Annotated in this window: 15 protein-coding genes; 13 read left to right on the plus strand and 2 right to left on the minus strand. The window is 60.4% G+C overall.

What is annotated here, in order from left to right:
* Positions 1-2: 2 nt before the first annotated feature.
* The 7 genes from M0412_RS13635 to M0412_RS13665 all read left to right on the plus strand — a co-directional run bounded on the left by M0412_RS13635 (position 3) and on the right by M0412_RS13665 (position 7,132).
* On the plus strand, positions 3-1,469 hold the full coding sequence (locus M0412_RS13635) for an aldehyde dehydrogenase (RefSeq protein WP_269698961.1): 1,467 nt from the start codon (positions 3-5) through the stop codon (positions 1,467-1,469).
* Positions 1,470-1,473: 4 nt separating this feature from the next.
* Positions 1,474-1,788 carry an NIPSNAP family protein gene (locus tag M0412_RS13640; RefSeq protein WP_269698962.1) on the plus strand — a complete coding sequence of 105 codons (315 nt, stop codon included), beginning with the start codon at positions 1,474-1,476 and terminating at the stop codon, positions 1,786-1,788.
* Positions 1,789-1,845: 57 nt separating this feature from the next.
* On the plus strand, positions 1,846-2,856 hold the full coding sequence (locus M0412_RS13645; protein WP_142841600.1) for an ABC transporter substrate-binding protein: 1,011 nt from the start codon (positions 1,846-1,848) through the stop codon (positions 2,854-2,856).
* A gap of 107 nt (positions 2,857-2,963) precedes the next feature.
* Positions 2,964-3,785 (plus strand): ABC transporter permease, encoded by an 822-nt coding sequence (locus M0412_RS13650; protein ID WP_269698963.1) that lies wholly within the window; start codon positions 2,964-2,966, stop codon positions 3,783-3,785.
* Between the two features lies 1 nt (position 3,786).
* Positions 3,787-4,587: an ABC transporter permease gene (locus tag M0412_RS13655; protein WP_052819411.1), complete on the plus strand. Its 801-nt coding sequence runs from the start codon at positions 3,787-3,789 to the stop codon at positions 4,585-4,587.
* The gene (locus M0412_RS13660; RefSeq protein ID WP_269698964.1) at positions 4,584-5,666 is read left to right on the plus strand and encodes an ABC transporter ATP-binding protein; all 1,083 of its coding nucleotides are present in this window, start codon (positions 4,584-4,586) and stop codon (positions 5,664-5,666) included. The genes M0412_RS13655 and M0412_RS13660 overlap by 4 nt, the downstream gene beginning before the upstream one ends.
* An 11-nt stretch (positions 5,667-5,677) precedes the next feature.
* Positions 5,678-7,132, plus strand: a complete 1,455-nt coding sequence (locus M0412_RS13665; RefSeq protein ID WP_269698965.1) for an NAD-dependent succinate-semialdehyde dehydrogenase — start codon at positions 5,678-5,680, stop codon at positions 7,130-7,132.
* 17 nt (positions 7,133-7,149) lie between these two features.
* Here M0412_RS13665 and M0412_RS13670 read toward each other — a convergent pair whose 3' ends face one another.
* The gene (locus tag M0412_RS13670) at positions 7,150-7,764 is read right to left on the minus strand and encodes a TetR/AcrR family transcriptional regulator (RefSeq protein WP_142841595.1); all 615 of its coding nucleotides are present in this window, start codon (positions 7,762-7,764) and stop codon (positions 7,150-7,152) included.
* 300 nt (positions 7,765-8,064) lie between these two features.
* On the opposite strand from M0412_RS13670, the gene M0412_RS13675 reads away from it, so the two are divergent.
* From M0412_RS13675 to M0412_RS13690, 4 genes are all read left to right on the plus strand, one after another.
* The gene (locus tag M0412_RS13675) at positions 8,065-9,141 is read left to right on the plus strand and encodes an efflux RND transporter periplasmic adaptor subunit (RefSeq protein ID WP_142841594.1); all 1,077 of its coding nucleotides are present in this window, start codon (positions 8,065-8,067) and stop codon (positions 9,139-9,141) included.
* Positions 9,141-10,226 carry an efflux RND transporter periplasmic adaptor subunit gene (locus tag M0412_RS13680; protein ID WP_269698966.1) on the plus strand — a complete coding sequence of 362 codons (1,086 nt, stop codon included), beginning with the start codon at positions 9,141-9,143 and terminating at the stop codon, positions 10,224-10,226. The genes M0412_RS13675 and M0412_RS13680 overlap by 1 nt, the downstream gene beginning before the upstream one ends.
* Positions 10,223-13,294 (plus strand): efflux RND transporter permease subunit, encoded by a 3,072-nt coding sequence (locus M0412_RS13685; protein WP_269698967.1) that lies wholly within the window; start codon positions 10,223-10,225, stop codon positions 13,292-13,294. The genes M0412_RS13680 and M0412_RS13685 overlap by 4 nt, the downstream gene beginning before the upstream one ends.
* Positions 13,295-13,457: 163 nt before the next feature.
* A complete protein-coding gene (locus M0412_RS13690; RefSeq protein WP_142841591.1) occupies positions 13,458-14,174 on the plus strand; it encodes a FadR/GntR family transcriptional regulator in 717 nt (238 codons plus the stop codon).
* Here M0412_RS13690 and M0412_RS13695 read toward each other — a convergent pair.
* Positions 14,143-15,570, minus strand: a complete 1,428-nt coding sequence (locus M0412_RS13695; protein WP_269698968.1) for an aspartate ammonia-lyase — start codon at positions 15,568-15,570, stop codon at positions 14,143-14,145. The genes M0412_RS13690 and M0412_RS13695 overlap by 32 nt on opposite strands.
* A gap of 267 nt (positions 15,571-15,837) precedes the next feature.
* On the opposite strand from M0412_RS13695, the gene M0412_RS13700 reads away from it, so the two are divergent.
* Positions 15,838-17,298, plus strand: a complete 1,461-nt coding sequence (locus M0412_RS13700; protein ID WP_269698969.1) for an amino acid permease — start codon at positions 15,838-15,840, stop codon at positions 17,296-17,298.
* The gene (locus M0412_RS13705) at positions 17,295-18,248 is read left to right on the plus strand and encodes an asparaginase (protein WP_269698970.1); all 954 of its coding nucleotides are present in this window, start codon (positions 17,295-17,297) and stop codon (positions 18,246-18,248) included. The genes M0412_RS13700 and M0412_RS13705 overlap by 4 nt, the downstream gene beginning before the upstream one ends.
* Positions 18,249-18,278: the final 30 nt, after the last annotated feature.

Here is an 18,278-nt window from a genome sequence, read left to right on the forward strand (position 1 = left end):
TGATGCGCCGTTTTCAGTGCTATATCGACGGACGTTTCGAGGATGGCGAGGCCAGCTTTTCAAGCCTTGATCCGGCAACCGGCACGGCATGGGCCGAAATGCCGGAAAGCCGGGAAGCGGATATCGGCCGCGCCGTCAATGCCGCGCACCGGGCGCTTTATGAGGATGTGGCCTGGTCGAAGCTGACGGCGACGCAGCGCGGCAAGCTGCTTTACCGGCTGGCCGATCTGGTTGCGGAAAATGCAAAGACGCTGGCCGAGCTCGAAACCCGCGATACCGGCAAGATCATCCGCGAAACCTCCGCGCAGATCGCCTATGTCGCGGATTATTACCGCTATTATGCCGGGCTCGCCGACAAGATCGAGGGCGCTTATCTGCCGATCGACAAGCCAGATATGGATGTCTGGCTGCGGCGCGAGCCGGTTGGCGTGGTAGCAGCCATTGTGCCGTGGAACAGCCAGCTGTTTCTCGCCGCCGTCAAGATCGGCCCGGCGCTTGCCGCCGGCTGCACCATTGTCGTCAAGGCCTCAGAAGATGGACCCGCGCCACTGCTGGAATTTGCCCGGCTGGTGCATGAGGCCGGTTTTCCGGCTGGCGCCGTTAATATCGTCACCGGTTTCGGTGCGTCCTGCGGCACCGCGCTCACTACACATCCGAAGGTGGCGCACATCGCCTTTACCGGCGGGCCGGAAACGGCGCGTCACATCGTGCGTAATTCGGCTGAAAACCTTGCCTCGACATCGCTGGAACTCGGCGGCAAGTCGCCCATCCTTGTTTTCGCCGATGCCGATCTTGAGAGCGCCGCCAATGCGCAGGTGGCGGGCATTTTTGCCGCGACCGGCCAAAGCTGTGTCGCTGGCTCGCGGCTGATTATCGAAAAAAGCGTCAAGGACCGTTTCCTCCAGATTCTGGCTGCGAAGGCTGAGGCGATTCGCATCGGTTCGCCGCTGGAGATGGCGACGGAAGTGGGGCCATTGGCGACGGAGCGCCAGCGCAAGCACATCGTCTCACTGGTTTCCGCTTCCGTGGATGCCGGTGCGAAAGTGGTTACCGGTGGTGAGCCTCTGGATGGTGACGGCTATTTCTATAGGCCGACCATTCTTGATTGTGATGGCATCCGTTCGCCTTCCATGGAAAAGGAATTTTTCGGTCCCGTTCTTTCGGTCGTTTCCTTTGAGACCGAGGCCGAAGCCATCGCGCTTGCCAATGATACCGTCTACGGCCTCGCCTCCGGCGTTTTCACGCAGAACCTGACACGCGCCCATCGGCTGATGAAGGTGATCCGTGCCGGCATCGTCTGGGTGAACACCTATCGCGCGGTCTCACCGATCGCGCCCTTCGGTGGCTTTGGCCTCTCGGGTGATGGACGCGAAGGCGGGCTTGCGGCGGCGCTCGATTACACGCGTACCAAGACCATATGGCTGCGTACCTCCGATGACCCGATCCCTGATCCTTTCGTGATGCGGTGAGCCGATGTTTTACGAGATCCGCACCTACAGGCTGAAGAACGGCGCCATCCCGGCCTATCTCAAGGTCGTGGAGGAAGAGGGTATCGCAATCCAGAAAAGCCACCTCGGCGAACTGGTGGGTTACTTCTTTTCCGAGATCGGCCCGATCAACGAAATTGTCCATATCTGGGCTTTTGCAAGCCTTGATGACCGGGAGGAGCGGCGCGCAAAGCTGATGGCCGATCCGCGCTGGTTATCGTTTCTGCCGAAAATTCGCGACCTCATCGAAGTCGCCGAAAACAAGATCATGAAGCCGGCGCGTTTTTCTCCGCTTGTGTGAAAGCCACTGGCCGCGACGTGCATGCCAACGACAAGCTCTAAAACGGAGTAAGGGAACATGAGATCGAAACTGGTATTGACGACATGTGCAGCACTTTTCGCCCTCGGTGCAGCCGCACAGGCGAATGATCTGGTCTTTTCCAGCTGGGGAGGAACCACGCAGGACGCCCAGAAGGCGGCCTGGGCCGAAAAATTCATGGTGTCGAGCGGCATCAATGTGCTTCAGGATGGCCCGACCGACTATGGCAAGCTGAAGGCCATGGTTGAGGCAAACGGCGTGACATGGGATGTGGTCGATGTCGAAGGCGACTATGCCGCGCAGGCTGGGCCCAAGGGTCTGCTTGAAAAGCTGGATTTCAGCGTCATCGACAAGACGAAACTCGATCCGCGTTTCGTGACGGATTATTCCGTCGGCAGCTTTTATTATTCCTTCGTCATCGGCTGCAATGTCGATGCCGTGGCCGCCTGCCCGAAAAGCTGGGCCGATCTGTTCGACACGGCAAAGTTTCCCGGCAAGCGCACCTTCTACAAGTGGTCCGCACCGGGCGTGATCGAAGCTGCCCTTCTGGCCGATGGTGTGGCCGCCGACAAGCTTTATCCGCTTGACCTCGATCGCGCTTTCAAGAAACTCGATACGATCAAATCCGATATCATCTGGTGGTCGGGCGGCGCGCAGTCGCAGCAGCTGATCGCATCGGCGGAAGCGCCCTTCGGCAGCGTCTGGAACGGCCGCATGACGGCGCTTGAGAAGAGCGGCGTGAAGGTGGAGACCTCTTGGGAACAGAACATCACCGCAGCGGATTCCCTCGTCGTGCCCAAGGGAACGAAGAACAGGGACGCGGCGATGAAGTTCATCGCACTCGCCACCTCTGCGCAGGCGCAGGCGGATATGGCGACCGCGACCGGTTACGCCCCTGTTAATATCGAATCCGCCAAGCTGATGGATCCGGAAACGGCAAAAACCCTGCCGGACCAGCAGACCGCGAGCCAGGTCGATGCCGATATGAGCTACTGGGCACAGCATCGCGATGAAATCGGCGAGCGCTGGTACGCCTGGCAGGCGAAATAAGATAACGGCGCGGGCAGCGAAGCGCCCGCGCGATTTTCCACGTCCGGGGAGGTTTGGACATGGTCTCGCTAACCGATGAAACAGTCAGCACGAAGGTGAGAGCTCGAATGCCCTTTCGGCCCGGCAATTTTGCCGCCACCCTGCCGGCGCTGGTTCTGCTTGTCCTGTTCTTCGTCGTGCCGGTTCTGATCCTGCTGTCGCGCAGCGTTACCGACTTCGGCCTTGGCAACTATGCGGCACTGCTGGGCAGCTCCACCTATCTGAAGATCTTCTTCAACACCTTCGTGGTGTCGGCGCTGGTAACGGTGGTCTCGCTAGTGATCGGTTTTCCCGTCGCCTGGGCGCTTGCCATCATGCCGGCGCGGCTTGCCTCCATCGTTTTCGCTATCCTGCTGCTCTCGATGTGGACCAATCTTCTGGCGCGCACCTATGCCTGGATGGTGCTGTTGCAGCGCACGGGTGTGGTGAACAAGACGCTGATGAGCCTTGGCATCATCGATCAGCCTCTGCCGCTGGTCAACAATCTCACCGGGGTTACCATCGGCATGACCTATATCATGCTGCCCTTCATCATCATTCCGCTCTACGGCGTCATTCGCAAGATCGACCCGGCCATTCTGCAGGCGGCTTCGCTGTGTGGGGCAACCCGCTGGCAGGCGCTGACCCGTATTCTCATTCCACTTGCCGCACCCGGCATGATCTCTGGCGCGCTGATGGTCTTCGTCATGTCGCTCGGTTATTTCGTCACCCCCGCGCTCCTTGGCGGCACGGCAAACATGATGCTGGCCGAACTCATCGCGCAATTCGTCCAGTCGCTCGTCAACTGGGGCATGGGCGGGGCCGCTGCGCTGGTGCTTCTGGTGGTGACGCTCACTCTCTACGCCGTGCAGCTCAAATTCTTCGGCGCGGCCGGGGCAGGGGGGCGCTGACATGCTTTTGAACTATAACAGCCTCGGCCTCTGGAAATGGCTGCTCCTCCTCATCACCGTGCTGACCTCGGCATTTCTGATCCTCCCGATCATCTTCATCGCCGCTTTGTCCTTCGGTTCGTCACAATGGCTGATCTTTCCGCCGCCCGGCTGGACGCTGAAATGGTATGCGGATTTCTTCGCAGACCCGAGATGGCTGGATGCTGCCTGGACGAGCCTGCGCATCGCGCTGATGGTAACCGTGCTGTCCGTGCTCATCGGTCTTGTCGCCTCCTTCGGGCTGGTGCGCGGCCGTTTCATCGGGCGCGGCACTTTGCGGGCGCTGTTCATGACGCCGATGATCCTGCCCGTCGTGGTGCTGGCGGTGGCGCTTTACGCTTTTTTCCTGAAGTTCGGCCTTGCGGGCACCACGACCGGTTTCGTCATCGCTCATCTCGTCGTGGCGCTGCCCTTCTCCATTCTGGCGCTGACCGGTGCGTTGGAAGGTTTCGACAAATCGATCGAGGATGCGGCGGTGCTGTGCGGTGCAACTCCGTTACAGGCGAAAATCCGCATCACGCTGCCCGCCATTAGTCACGGCCTGTTTTCGGCGGCGATCTTTTCCTTCCTCACCTCCTGGGATGAGGTGGTGCTGGCGATCTTCATGGCAAGCCCGACATTGCAGACGCTGCCGGTGAAAATCTGGGCGACGCTGCGTCAGGATCTGACGCCTGTCATCGCCGCTGCCTCCACGCTTCTCATCGCGGTGACCATCATTCTCATGCTGCTTGTCGCGGCTGTGCGAAAAGGACTGAAAACATGACCAAACCGCTCCTGCAAATTCGCGGCATCCGCAAACAATATGGGCCGGTCGTCGCCGTTCAGGACGTCAATCTCGACGTGCAGCCGGGCGAGTTCATGACATTTCTCGGGCCGTCCGGCTCGGGCAAGAGCACGACGCTTTATATTCTGGCCGGCTTCGAGCAGCCGACCGCGGGCGACATCCTGCTGAACGGCGAGAGCCTGCTGTCCACTCCGTCGCACAAGCGTAATATCGGCATGGTCTTCCAGCGCTACACCCTGTTTCCGCATCTGTCGGTCGGGGAGAACATCGCCTTCCCGCTGAAGGTCCGCCGCAAAAGCAAGGCGGAAATCGATGCCAAGGTGAAGGAAATGCTGCGGCTTGTCCGCCTCGAAGGTTTCGAGGACAGGAAGCCCGCGCAGATGTCCGGTGGCCAGCAGCAGCGCGTGGCGCTGGCGCGCGCACTTGCCTATGATCCGCCGGTACTTCTGATGGATGAGCCGCTTTCGGCGCTCGACAAGAAGCTGCGCGAAGAAATCCAGTTCGAAATTCGCCGCATCCACCAGCAGACGGAAGTGACGATCCTTTACGTCACCCACGATCAGGAAGAGGCCTTGCGTCTTTCCGATCGGATCGCCGTGTTTTCGAAAGGGGTGATCGACCAGATTGGTACGGGGCCGGAGCTTTATGCCCACCCCACCACCCGCTTCGTGGCCGAATTCATCGGCGACAGTGATTTTATCGCCTGCGATCTCCTCGCCGCATCGGGTGGCAAGGCAACGGTTTCACTGGGCCGGGATATCGTCTTCGATCATATTCCGATGCATGGCGAGGCCGCGCTGGGCAAGAAGGCGGCGTTGATGCTAAGGCCGGAGCGCCTGCAGCTCAGCCGCAACCGGCCGGGGTCCTCCGCCGGTTTTCAGGCAACGGTCAGCGACATCACCTTCCTTGGCAACAACGTCCACGTGGTTGCCCATACCGGTTCCGGTGAACCGCTTGCGGTCCGTCTGCCCTTCGGCCACGAAGCGATTTCCGGTCTTAACCGGGGCGATCTCGTGCATCTCGCCTTCGATCCAGCGTCGGCTCAGGTTTTCTGTTGAGGGATTTGCCCATGCATCTGAATGATCCCACACTTCTGGGTGAAAAAGTGCCTGTGGCTGGCCGCTGGATCGGCTGCGATGGCCGCGAAACCGCGACCATTCATAACCCCGCGACGGGGGAGATCGTCGGGCAGGTTCCCGAACTCGGCGCAGCGGAAACGCAGGAGGCTATCGCTGCCGCCGTGATTGCCCAGAAGGCATGGGCGCGCCGCACCGCCGGTGAGCGTGCGACTATTCTCAAGACGTGGCACCGGCTCGTCATGGAAAACCGCGACGATCTCGGCATGATCCTGACGCTGGAACAGGGAAAGCCGCTTACTGAGGCCAAAGGCGAAATCGCCTACGGCGCGAGCTTCATCGAATGGTTTGCCGAAGAGGCACGCCGCATCAATGGCGAAACGGTGCCCGGCCATCAGCCGGACAAGCGCATTCTGGTCCTGCGCCAGCCGGTTGGCGTGGTTGCGGCCATTACGCCGTGGAATTTTCCCAATGCCATGATTACCCGTAAAGTCGGCCCGGCGCTGGCCGCCGGCTGCGCGGTGGTGTTGAAACCTGCGCCGCAGACGCCGTTTTCGGCCATAGCACTTGCCATTCTCGCCGAGCGCGCCGGCCTGCCGCTCGAACTTTTCAGCATCGTGACCGGTCCTGCTGCTGAAATAGGCGGGGTGCTTACGGCAAGCCCGGATATCCGTCTTCTGACCTTCACAGGCTCTACCCGCACGGGAGAATACCTTTACAGACAATGCGCGCCGACCATCAAGAAACTGGGGCTGGAGCTTGGTGGTAATGCGCCCTTCATCGTTTTTGACGATGCGGATCTCGATGCCGCCGTAGAAGGCGCTATCCTTGCGAAGTTCCGCAATAATGGCCAGACCTGCGTCTGCGCCAACCGTCTTTATGTGCAGGGCGGCGTGTATGAGGCCTTCGCTGAAAAATTCGCACACGCCGTCTCGCAGTTGAAAGTCGGTAACGGGCTGGAGGAAGCAAGCATTCTCGGTCCGCTTATCGATGGCAACGCCGTTGCCAAGGTGGAAGCACATATTGCCGACGCGCTTTCGAAAGGCGCCGAGATCGCCACAGGCGGCAAAAGACACGCGCTGGGCGGCAATTTTTTCGAGCCGACGATCCTGCGCAATGTCGATGCCGGCATGCAGGTAGCGCGTGAGGAAACTTTCGGGCCGCTTGCCCCGCTCTTCCGTTTTGAGGATGAAGCGGATGTGATCGCGCAGGCCAACAATACCGATTTCGGCCTTGCCTCCTATTTTTATGCGCGTGATCTCTCGCGCGTCTTCCGGGTTGCCGAGGCGCTGGAATACGGCATGGTCGGCGTCAATACGGGGGCGATTTCCACTGCGGAAGCGCCGTTCGGCGGGGTCAAGATGTCGGGGCTCGGACGGGAAGGGTCTCACCACGGTATCGAGGAATATACCGAACTCAAATATGTCTGCATTGGTGGCATTAGCTGAAAGCAGGCTGCCGGGGGTTATGCCAGCAGTCCGCGCATAAGCAGGTCGAGATGAACTTTCAGAACGGCCTGCCTGTCCAGACTGCGCCGATCATCGAAAATCAGCCGGAACACCAAGGTGCCGACCATGGGTGACATGACGACCTTGGCGAGTTCGGGCGGATTGGCCCTGAACCTCTCTTTCGCCACGCCCTCATCGAGGATCATATTGATGCGTCCCAACACTGGCGCCATCAGAACATCATGGTGGTGGTCGATGAGATCAGGAAACTTCGCGCCCTCCGCAACGACGAAGCGGAACAGTTCCCGCATTCGCCTGTCATCGACAAGGGTTTCGAACAGGAATTCGAGCAGCAGGTGAAGCTCGTCGACGGGGTCGTCGGAGGTACGGGCATAGGCTTTGAAAGCCTCCTGAAAAGGCCGGCCGACATGCTCAATCATCGCGGCAAACAGGGCTTCCTTGGTTTCGAAATAGACATAGACCGTCCCCTTCGTCACCCCCACCCGGTCGGCAATGTCCTCGACCCGCGTCGCCGTAAATCCCCTTTTGGTGAATTCCTCAAATGCGGCATCGAGAATTTGCAACGGACGTTGTATCTTCTGTTCTGCACGTGTCAGTTTTGTTTTCGTCATGACCCCGGCTCCTCAGGTATTTTCGGCGCGTGCCCTTCTATCCGTCGTGAGCGGCGGACGTCATTGGTGGCCTGCCTATCGCACCGGCGCAAAAACCGGAATCGATTTTTGCAGGTGGTGCGTGGTTCATTCTTTCAGCCTTATTCCCGGTGTCTCCCAAGAACGCCCGGGTAAATCTTCGATAATCATCCGGGAGCCCGGCGTTAAGCCCGAACGGTTCCCGGATTGGCGGCATAAGAATTTCATTGACTATTCAGTCAGTCAAATATTATAGGATGGGGCGAAGATCAAGAGGTCACCATGAAAACCATTCTTATCGCGCTTGCGGTTGGCGGTGTTTTTGCCCTGTCGTCCTGCAGCAATGAAGAGCCGCCGGCCGAAAAGCCACTGCGGACCGTCGACGTGGTCACGGCGGTGAAAAAGCCGGTAGATCGCGGCAGCGTTATCACCGGCGAAGTGAGGGCGAGGGTTCAGACGGACCTGTCCTTCCGGGTCAGCGGCAAGATCACCGAGCGGCTTGTGGATGTGGGCGCGCGGGTGACGACCGGGCAACTGCTCGCCCGCATCGATCCCGAAGAGCAGAAGGCCGACATCGATGTCGCGCTCGCCAACCTGCAATCGGCCGAAGCGCAGCAGACGCAGGCGCAACTGACGTTCGACCGCCAGCAGAGCCTGTTCAAGACACAGGTCACTTCGCGTTCAGCGGTCGACAAGGCCCAGGAAACCTTGCTCACCACGCAGGGCGCGGTGAGATCGGCGCAGGCGCAGCTCGATACGGCCCGCGATGCGCTTTCCTATACCGAACTCAGGGCCGATGCTGACGGAGTGATCACGGCACGTAATGTCGAGGTTGGCCAGGTGGCGCAGGCTGCGCAACTTGTTTTCACGCTGGCGCATGACGGGCCGCGCGATGCGGTTTTCGATGTCTACGAATCGCTGTTCCTCGAGCGCGATATCGACAATCTCGTCAATGTCAGCCTCCTGTCGGATCCGTCCCGCACGGTTGCGGCACCGGTGCGGGAGATTTCACCGACGATCGATCCGGACAATGGGACGATCAGGGTCAAGGTTGGCCTCAACGGCGATCTGACCATGCCACTCGGCGCGCCCGTATCCGGCCATTTCCGCTTCAAACAAGTCGATGCCATCGAGCTTCCATGGTCGGCGATGACATCGCAGAACGGCCTTCCCGCCGTCTGGGTTGTCGATCCGCAATCATCGGAAATCGCCATGCGCCGGATCGCCATCGCCGACTACGAGACCGGCCAATTCGTCGTCGCGGATGGGCTCAACCCCGGCGATATCGTCGTCACCGTCGGGACTAAATTTCTGCGGGCCGGTGAAAAGGTCGCCTATGAAAAGGGGCAGGCACAATAATGTTCAGGATAAACAGAAGCTTGTTTTTGCTCGTTGCGGCAATCGCGGTCTCGTCCTGCCAGGAAAAGCAGGAAGCCGCCGCGGAGGCACCGCGCCCGGTACTCTCCGTTGTGGTGGAGGAGAAGTCGCCCGATGCGCTGCGGCTCACCGGCACGGTGGAATCGCGCATTCAGACCGATCTCGGTTTTCGTGTGCTCGGGCGCATTATCGCCCGCAATGTCGATGTGGCCGATCTGGTGAAGAAGGGCGACGTGGTGGCGTCAATCGATCCGCTCGCGCTTGAGCTTGCGGTGAAGAGCGCGCAATCCGACCTCTCCAATGCGGAAGCGCAGCTGTCCAATGCAGTGACGACCGAGCAGCGCCAGCGCGTGCTGGCGGAAGCCCGCAGCGGCACGGAAGCGGCACTGGAAGAGGCCGAGCAGGCCACCCGCACCGCCAATGCTTCCGTCGCCAAGGCCCGCGCCAATCTGGACAAGGCCGAAGAGCAGCTGGGTTATGCGCAGCTGCGTGCGGAATTTGACGGCGTGGTCACCGCCACATCGGGCGAAATCGGCCAGGTCGTTTCGGCCGGTCAGACGGTCGTGACGATCGCCCGCCCGGAAGTGCGTGATGTGGTGGTGGATGTTCCGCAATTTGCGGCGCAGTGGCTGGAGATCGGCTCGACCTTCGATATCGCCCTGCAGCTCGATCCGAAAATCCGCACCACGGGTGTGGTGCGCGAGATTGCTCCCGAGGCCGAAACGGCGACGCGCACGCGCCGCACGAAGATCAGCCTGCAGGATGCGCCCGCGGCCTTCCGGCTGGGCTCCGTCGTCACGGCCTCGGCGCTTGCCGCATCCGAACCGCAGATTGCGCTTCCCGCATCAGCCCTGCTGAAAACCGACAATGGATGGGGCGTCTGGATCGTCAATGCCGATACGGCAACGGTGACGCTGCGCCCGGTTACGATAGCGGGCGAGCCGGTTGACGGCGGCAGCGTGCGCATTACCGGCGGCGTCAAGCCCGGCGAGCGTGTTGCCAGCGCCGGCGTTCACAAGCTTAAGGATGGACAAGCCATCAGGATCGATCAGGAGGTCCGTCAGTGAAGAAATTCAATCTTTCCGACTGGGCGCTCGAACACCGTTCGCTCGTCTGGTACTTCATGGTGGTGTTCGTTCTCGCCGGCGTTTTCTCCTATCTTAACCTTGGCCGTGAGGAAGATCCGAACTTCACCATCAAGACGATGGTGATCAGTGCGCAATGGCCCGGTGCCTCGGCAGAAGACGTGGCCCGGCAGGTGACCGACAGGATCGAGAAGAAACTCGAGGAACTCGACAATCTCGACCATCTGCGCAGCCAGACGGTGGCCGGCCGCACCACGATCTTCGTGGAGCTGGTGCCGGAAACCAAGGCCAGGAACGTTGAACCGACATGGGTGCGGGTGCGCAACATGATCGGCGATATCAAGGGCGAGTTCCCCTCGGGCGTCGTCGGTCCTTTCTTCAACGACCGTTTCGGCGATGTCTATGGTAATATCTACGCTTTCACCAGCGATGGCCTCAGCCAGCGGCAATTGCGCGATCTGGTGGAAGATGCCCGCGCAAAAGTTCTGACCGTCGACAATATCGGCAAGGTCGATGTCATCGGCGCGCAGGACGAGGCAATCTATCTGGAATTTTCCACCCGGCAGATCGCGGCGCTCGGCATCGATCAGCAGTCGATCATCAAGACGCTGCAGTCCCAGAATGCCGTTACCCAGTCTGGTTTCGTTAATGCCGGACCTGAGCGTGTGGCGTTGCGGGTCAGCGGCCAGTTCACCTCGGAAGACAGCCTGCGGTCCATCAACCTGCGCGTCAACAACCGGTTCTTCCCGCTGACGGAAGTGGCGACGATCCGGCGCGGTTATGTCGATCCGCCATCTTCGCTGTTCCGCTTTAACGGCCAGCCGGCCATCGGTCTTGCCATAGGCATGAAAACCGGTGCGAACCTCGTGCATTTCGGCGAGGCGCTGGATGCGCAGATGAAGCGCATCGTCGCGGACCTGCCAATCGGCGTCGATCTGCACCGGGTATCCGATCAGCCGGCCGTGGTTGACGGGGCGGTATCGGGCTTTACTTCGGCGCTCTTCGAAGCGATCGCCATCGTTCTCGTCATCAGCTTCATCAGCCTTGGCCTCAGGGCGGGCATGGTGGTTGCCGTCTCCATCCCGCTCGTGCTGGCGATCACCTTCGTTTACATGGAATATACCGGCATTTCGCTGCAACGCATCTCGCTTGGCGCCCTCATCATTGCGCTTGGGCTGCTTGTCGATGACGCGATGATTGCCGTCGAGATGATGGTCGCGCGTCTGGAGGTCGGCGATGATCTCAGAAAGGCGGCGACCTATGTTTACACCTCGACTGCCTTCCCCATGCTGACGGGCACGCTGGTCACCGTCGCCGGCTTCATTCCCGTCGGTCTCAACAACAGCGCGGCGGGTGAGTTCACCTTTACGCTCTTCGTGGTGATTGCGGTTTCGCTGATCGTGTCGTGGATCGTCGCGGTCCTGTTCACGCCGCTGCTCGGCGTGACGATCCTGCCAAAGACGATGAAATCGCACCATGAAAAGAAGGGCCGTTTCGCCTCCGGCTTTTCCTGGCTTCTTGGCCGGGCGCTGCGCTGGCGCTGGGTGACGATCATCTTGACCATTGCGCTGTTCGGTCTTTCCGTCGGAGGCATGAGCCTCGTTCAGCAGCAGTTCTTCCCGTCATCCGACCGCGTGGAACTGATTGTCGACTGGAACCTGCCGCAGAACAGTTCGATTGCCGAAACCAACCGGCAGATGGCGCAGTTCGAACAGGAGATGCTGGCCAAGAATACGGATATCGATCACTGGACGACCTATGTCGGCGAAGGCGCGCCACGTTTCATCCTGTCTTTCGATGTGCAGACGCCTGATGTGACTTTCGGCCAGACGGTCATCGTCACCAAGGGGCTCGATGTGCGTGACAAGGTGCGTGCCGAGTTGCAGGATTACCTGAACCGGACCTTCACCGGCACCGATGCCTTCGTGAAATTGCTTGATATCGGCCCGCCGGTCGGGAAACCGGTACAATATCGCCTGAGCGGTCCCGATATCCAGAAGGTCCGTGAGCTTGGACAACAATTGTCGGGTATCGTCGGCGAACATCAGCTGCTGTCCAACATGGTCATGGACTGGAACGAGCCGACGCGTGTGGTCAAGGTTGACGTTCTGCAGGACAAGGCCCGCCAGCTTGGCGTCTCGTCGGAAGACATCGCCAATGCCATGAACAGTATTGTCGAAGGGTCTACGGTCACGCAGGTCAGGGACGATATCTATCTCGTCAATGTGGTGGCGCGGGCGCAGATGTCGGAGCGCGGCTCCATCGAGACATTGCAGAACCTGCAATTGCCGGCGACCAACGGCAAGGCCGTGCCGCTGTCGGCCATCGCCAATTTCCGCTACGAGCTGGAACAGCCGACCATCTGGCGCCGCGACAGGATCCCGACGATCACGGTCAAGGCTGCCATTATCGGCCCGACGCAGCCCGCAACGATCGTCGAGCAGTTGAAGCCGAAGATCGAGGCGTTCCAGAAAACACTTCCCGTCGGCTACAAGCTGGAAACGGGTGGTTCGGTGGAATCGAGTGCGGATTCGCAAGCGCCGATCATTGCCGTGGTACCGCTGATGCTGTTTGCGATGGCGACCATCCTGATGCTGCAGCTGCAAAGCTTCAGCCGGCTGTTCCTGGTCTTCGCCGTGGCGCCGACCGCATTGATTGGCGTGGTGGTGGCGTTGCTTCTCTCCAATGCGCCGATGGGCTTCGTCGCCATTCTCGGCGTGCTGGCGCTGATCGGCATCCTGATCCGCAACTCCGTCATCCTCGTCGTCCAGATCGAGCATCTGAGAAGCGAGGGCGTCTCGGCTTGGCGCGCGGTAGTCGAGGCGACCGAGCACCGCATGCGGCCGATCATGCTGACGGCGGCGGCGGCCACCCTTGCCCTCATTCCCATATCGCGGGAGATTTTCTGGGGGCCGATGGCCTATGCGATGATGGGCGGCATCGTGGTCGGCACGGCGCTGACGCTGCTTTTCCTGCCGGCGCTTTATGTCGCCTGGTTTCGCATTCCGCGTGAGGATGACGAGCCGGAGGGACAGGAAGTGAAGGTGTGATACTGAAGGGAAGCGGCCGCCGCTTCCTTTCCTCCGATAAAAATATCCGCCGTCGTTGTTCCATCCGGCCGGATAGTGTTAGGAAGGTCGGCTTAGCCGCGTGAGCGGCCGCCGTCCTTTCATGCTGGATGGCAGGCATATTGAGGGTGCGGAGGGTTTAAAGATGGGCGGGTTGTCGGATTGGCTTGCGGATGCACAGCCGATCAATCGCAAGAATGCCGCGGAAGCGGTGTTTGAAGATATCCGCTCAGCGATTACTTCGGGGCAGATCGCGGTCGGCACGCGGCTGCCGTCCGAGGCGCATCTGGCACAAAGATACGGCGTCAGCCGGCCGATCATTCGCGAGGCGTTGCGATCTCTCCAGACTTTGGGGCTGACGCAGACCCGCACTGGAAGCGGCACATATGTAATGACGCCAACGCCGCCTTCCGAACTGAATTACGGCGCTTATTCCGCCCGCGATCTGATCGAGGCCCGCCCCTTCATTGAAGTGCCGGCGGCCGGCTGGGCGGCGCTCAGGCGCACGGATGCCCAGTTGCAGGTTTTGCTGCACCTCTGCGACCGGATGGACGCCGAAGAAAGGCCGCACCCCTGGGTGTTGCTGGACGGGCAGTTCCACTGCGCCATCGCGGAAGCTTCCGCCAATGCTCTCTTTGCCAAGGTGGTCGCTGACGCCCGCGAGGCTGTGTCCCAGCAATCCGAGATGGTCAATCTGATGGCGGGCCGTCGCGTTGCGTCGAATTACGAGCACCGCCGGATCGTTGAGGCGATCCGGCGGGGTTCAGCACCCGAGGCGCGCGAGGCGATGGAGCTTCACCTTGGGCAGGTGAAGCAGGTGGTGACGACGATCATTGGAGAAGATCGGGCTCGTCAACCGTAAGTGCCGGCAGGTTGGCAAGGTGCCGCGGGCTCAGCGCCTGCTGCAATTGCGCTTCCGTCAGATATCCGCGTTCCAGAACCACCTGCGGCACGGTGCGGCCACTGGCGAGCGCCTCCTTGGCCACTTCCGTTGCCGCGTAGTAGCCGATCAGCGGATTGAGTGCGGTGGCAAGGCCGATCGATTCTTCCACACGCTGCGCCATGATGGTGGGGTTGGCGACGATGCCGTCAACGCAGCGTTCCGCCAGTGTCCGGCAGGCGGCGCTGAGCTGGCTGATGCTCTGGGAAAGGGCACGCACGATGATTGGTTCGAAGGCGTTCAGCTGCAGCTGCCCGGCTTCGGCGGCCATGGTGATGGTGATATCGTTGCCGATGACCGCATAGGCGACCTGATTGACGACTTCGGGAATGACCGGATTGATCTTGCCCGGCATGATGCTGGAACCCGCCTGAACCGACGGCAGGGTAATTTCGCCGATACCGGCGCGCGGACCGGAGGAGAGCAGGCGAAGGTCGTTGCAGGTTTTCGACAGCTTGACGGCCACGCGTTTCAACACGCCGGACAGATGCACGAATGCGCCGGGGTCCTGTGTCGCTTCAATAAGGTCTACCGCGGTCACCAGCGGCCGTCCGGTCAGCGCTGCCAGATGCTGGCAGGCAAGCGCCGCATAACCGCGCGGCGCATTAAGGCCGGTGCCGATGGCGGTGGCGCCAAGATTGATCTCGTGCAGCAGGGCCGCGGATTCGATCAGGCGGGCCTGATCTTCACCCAGCATCACCACGAAAGTGCGGAATTCCTGGCCGAGCGTCATCGGCACGGCGTCCTGCAATTGCGTGCGCCCGATCTTGATGAAGCCGGCAAATTCCTGCGCCTTGCGGTCAAAAGCGTCCTTCAGCACGCCCATGGAGACCGCCAGATCGTCGATTGATTCAATCAGGCCGATATTGACCGCCGTCGGATAGGCGTCGTTGGTGGACTGGCTGAGATTGACATGATCATTGGGGTGAAGGCGGGCATAATCGCCTTTTTGGTGGCCGAGCAGTTCAAGCGCCCGGTTGGCGATGACCTCATTGGCATTCATGTTGGTGGAGGTGCCGGCTCCGCCCTGGATTTCATCCACCACGAATTGCTCGTGCAGCGCGCCGGCGCGGATTTCGCGGCAGGCCGCAGCGATTGCTTCCATTCGCTCGGTATCGAGCAGACCGAGTTCGTGATTTGCGCGCGCCGCCGCCTCCTTCACATAGGCTAATCCCCGCACGAGATAGAGGTTGTGGCCGATGGTCACCCCGGTGATCTGAAAGTTTTCTACCGCGCGTGCGGTGTGCACACCCCAATAGACATCAGCCGGAATTTCCTTCGTTCCGAGCAAATCATGCTCCCTGCGCGTCACACTCACTTTTTCCTCCACTGGCTTTTAAGTGTTGCTATATCTGTAAAGCTGTCTTACAGATTTTTTGACCTTAATCTGGGCTGAGGAGAAGGTCAATCATATGGAATACCCTTGACGAACGGCATTATCTGCCATTATGAGGGGCGAAAATCTGTCATGCAGCTTTACAGCATGCATGCGCATGCTGGCCATATTTCCAGCACGGACTGTGCCAGTTTCATTTTGATTTCCGGCTTATCGCCGACTAAAGCAGTTTATCGGGAGGATAAATCCATGCATTCTGGGAAAACGGCGCCTGCCGAACGTGAGGTCTTCGTCGAAGAGGACCTCGGTTACCACAAGGCCCTCAAGCCGCGTCAGATCCAGATGATCGCCATTGGCGGCGCGATCGGCACCGGCCTGTTTCTTGGCGCCGGCGGCCGGCTGGCGCAGGCAGGTCCGGCGCTGGTGTTTGTTTATGCGCTCTGCGGCTTCTTCGCGTTTCTGGTCCTGCGCGCGCTTGGCGAACTTATCATGCACCGCCCGAGCTCCGGTTCCTTCGTATCCTATGCCCGTGAGTTCTACGGCGAGAAAATGGCCTTTGCCGCCGGCTGGATGTATTGGCTGAACTGGGCGATGACTTCGGTGGCGGATGTGACCGCCGTTGCCCTCTACATGAATTTCTTCAAGCAATATGTTCCGTGGCTGGCGGGCATCGACCAATGGGTCTTCGCGATGACGGCGCTTCTGGTCGTGCTGGCGATGAACATGCTGTCGGTGAAGGTCTTCGGCGAGCTTGAATTCTGGTTCAGCCTAATCAAGGTTCTGGCGCTTGCAATTTTTCTAGTCGTCGGCGTTTATTTCGTCATCTTCGGCACGCCCATCGAGGGCCATGTCACAGGCTTCAGCCTCATTACCGATAATGGCGGCTTCTTCCCGAACGGCATTCTTCCGGCCTTCGTCATCATTCAGGGTGTCGTTTTCGCTTATGCCTCGATCGAGCTGATCGGCACGGCGGCGGGTGAAACCGAAGACCCGCGCAAGGTCATGCCCCGCGCCATCCGCGCCGTCGTTCTGCGCCTTGTGGTGTTTTACGTCGGTTCGGTGCTGCTGTTCACGCTGCTTCTGCCCTATACCGCCTACAAGGCCGGTGAGAGCCCCTTCGTCACCTTCTTCGGCTCCATCGGCGTAGAGGGTGCCGATGTGATCATGAACCTCGTGGTTCTGACCGCCGTGCTTTCCTCGCTTAATGCCGGTCTTTATTCCACCGGCCGCATTCTGCACTCCATGGCCGTTTCCGGCTCGGCTCCGGCAGCGCTGGCGAAGATGAACAAGGCCGGCGTGCCCTATGGTGGCATTGCGGTCACCGCCGTGGTCACCGTTCTCGGCGTGGCCTTGAACGCCGTCGTTCCCGCTTCGGCCTTCGAAATTGCCCTTAACCTCTCGGCACTTGGTATCATCTGCGCATGGGCCGTCATCGTGCTCTGCCAGCTGAAGCTCTGGCAGCTTTCGCAGCGCGGCGAACTGGCGCGCCCGGATTTCCGCATGTTCGGCGCGCCTTACACCGGCATTCTCACGCTCATCTTCCTGTTCGGCGTACTTGTGCTGATGGCGTTTGATTATCCCGTCGGCTCTTGGACCATCGCGTCTTTGCTGGTCATCATCCCGGCGCTGATTATTGGCTGGTATCTGCTGCGCGACCGTATCCACCGTCTGGCGGCTGAACGTGTGGCTGGCGCGGGGCCGTCGCATTGAGCGGGCAGGGTGAAACTTCACTGGTGGCGGTCATCGCCACCGGTGGCACCATCGCCAGCCGGCGTGGTGCCGATGGCGCCAGTACGCCCAGTCTTTCCGGCGAGGACCTGCTGTCGCTGGTGCCGCAGATCAGCGCCCGGCTGAAGCCGGTCGATCTGATGGCCAAGGATTCCTCCAGCCTGACATTGGCAGACATGCAGCGCATCAGCGATGCGGTAGGCTTGGAACTTAACGACCCCGCGGTGGCGGGCGTCGTTGTTCTGCATGGCACCGACGCCATGGAAGAATCCTCGCTACTCGTCAATTTGCAGAATAGTCTCACCAAGCCGGTGGTCTTCACCGGTGCACAGTTTACGGCGGACCACCCGGATGCGGACGGACCGGCCAATCTGGTGCAGGCGATAGAAACGGCGCTCGATCCGCAGAATGCCGCAAAGGGCGTGCTTCTGTCCTTCGGCGGTCGCTGTCTGCCGGCCTGGGGGCTTTACAAGCTGAGTGCGGATGCGGCGGACGCCTTTCGCTCGGCGCGACCGGTACTTCAGGCCTCAGCGCCAAACCTTGCTGCTCCCGTCGCCGATATCAGGGTTGATATCGTCGCCATCCATCCCGGCTGTGACGCCACCCATATCGACGCTAGCCTGCAGGCGGGGGCTAAAGGCATCGTACTTGCGGCGCTCGGATCCGGTAACGCCAATCCAGATATTGCCGAGGCGGTGAAACGCTGCGCGGAACGTGGCGTCCCTGTCGTCGTTTCCAGCCGTGTGCCGGAAGGCCGTCTTGTCGCAAGTTATGGCGGCGGCGGTGGCGGACATGACCTTGTCGCGGCCGGTGCCGTGCATTCTTCCACACTTCGCCCGGGCCAGGCCCGCATTCTGCTGGCGGCGCTGCTGGCCGGCAAAAGCACCGCGGAAACCATCGTTTCCGCTTTCGGCGAGCCGCTTTCTCTCTAAGAAACGGCAGCGGTGCCCGCGTCTGCGGGC

It is taken from the genome of Agrobacterium sp. O3.4, assembly GCF_041414895.1.
GTDB classification, from domain to species: Bacteria; Pseudomonadota; Alphaproteobacteria; order Rhizobiales; family Rhizobiaceae; genus Agrobacterium; species Agrobacterium cucumeris.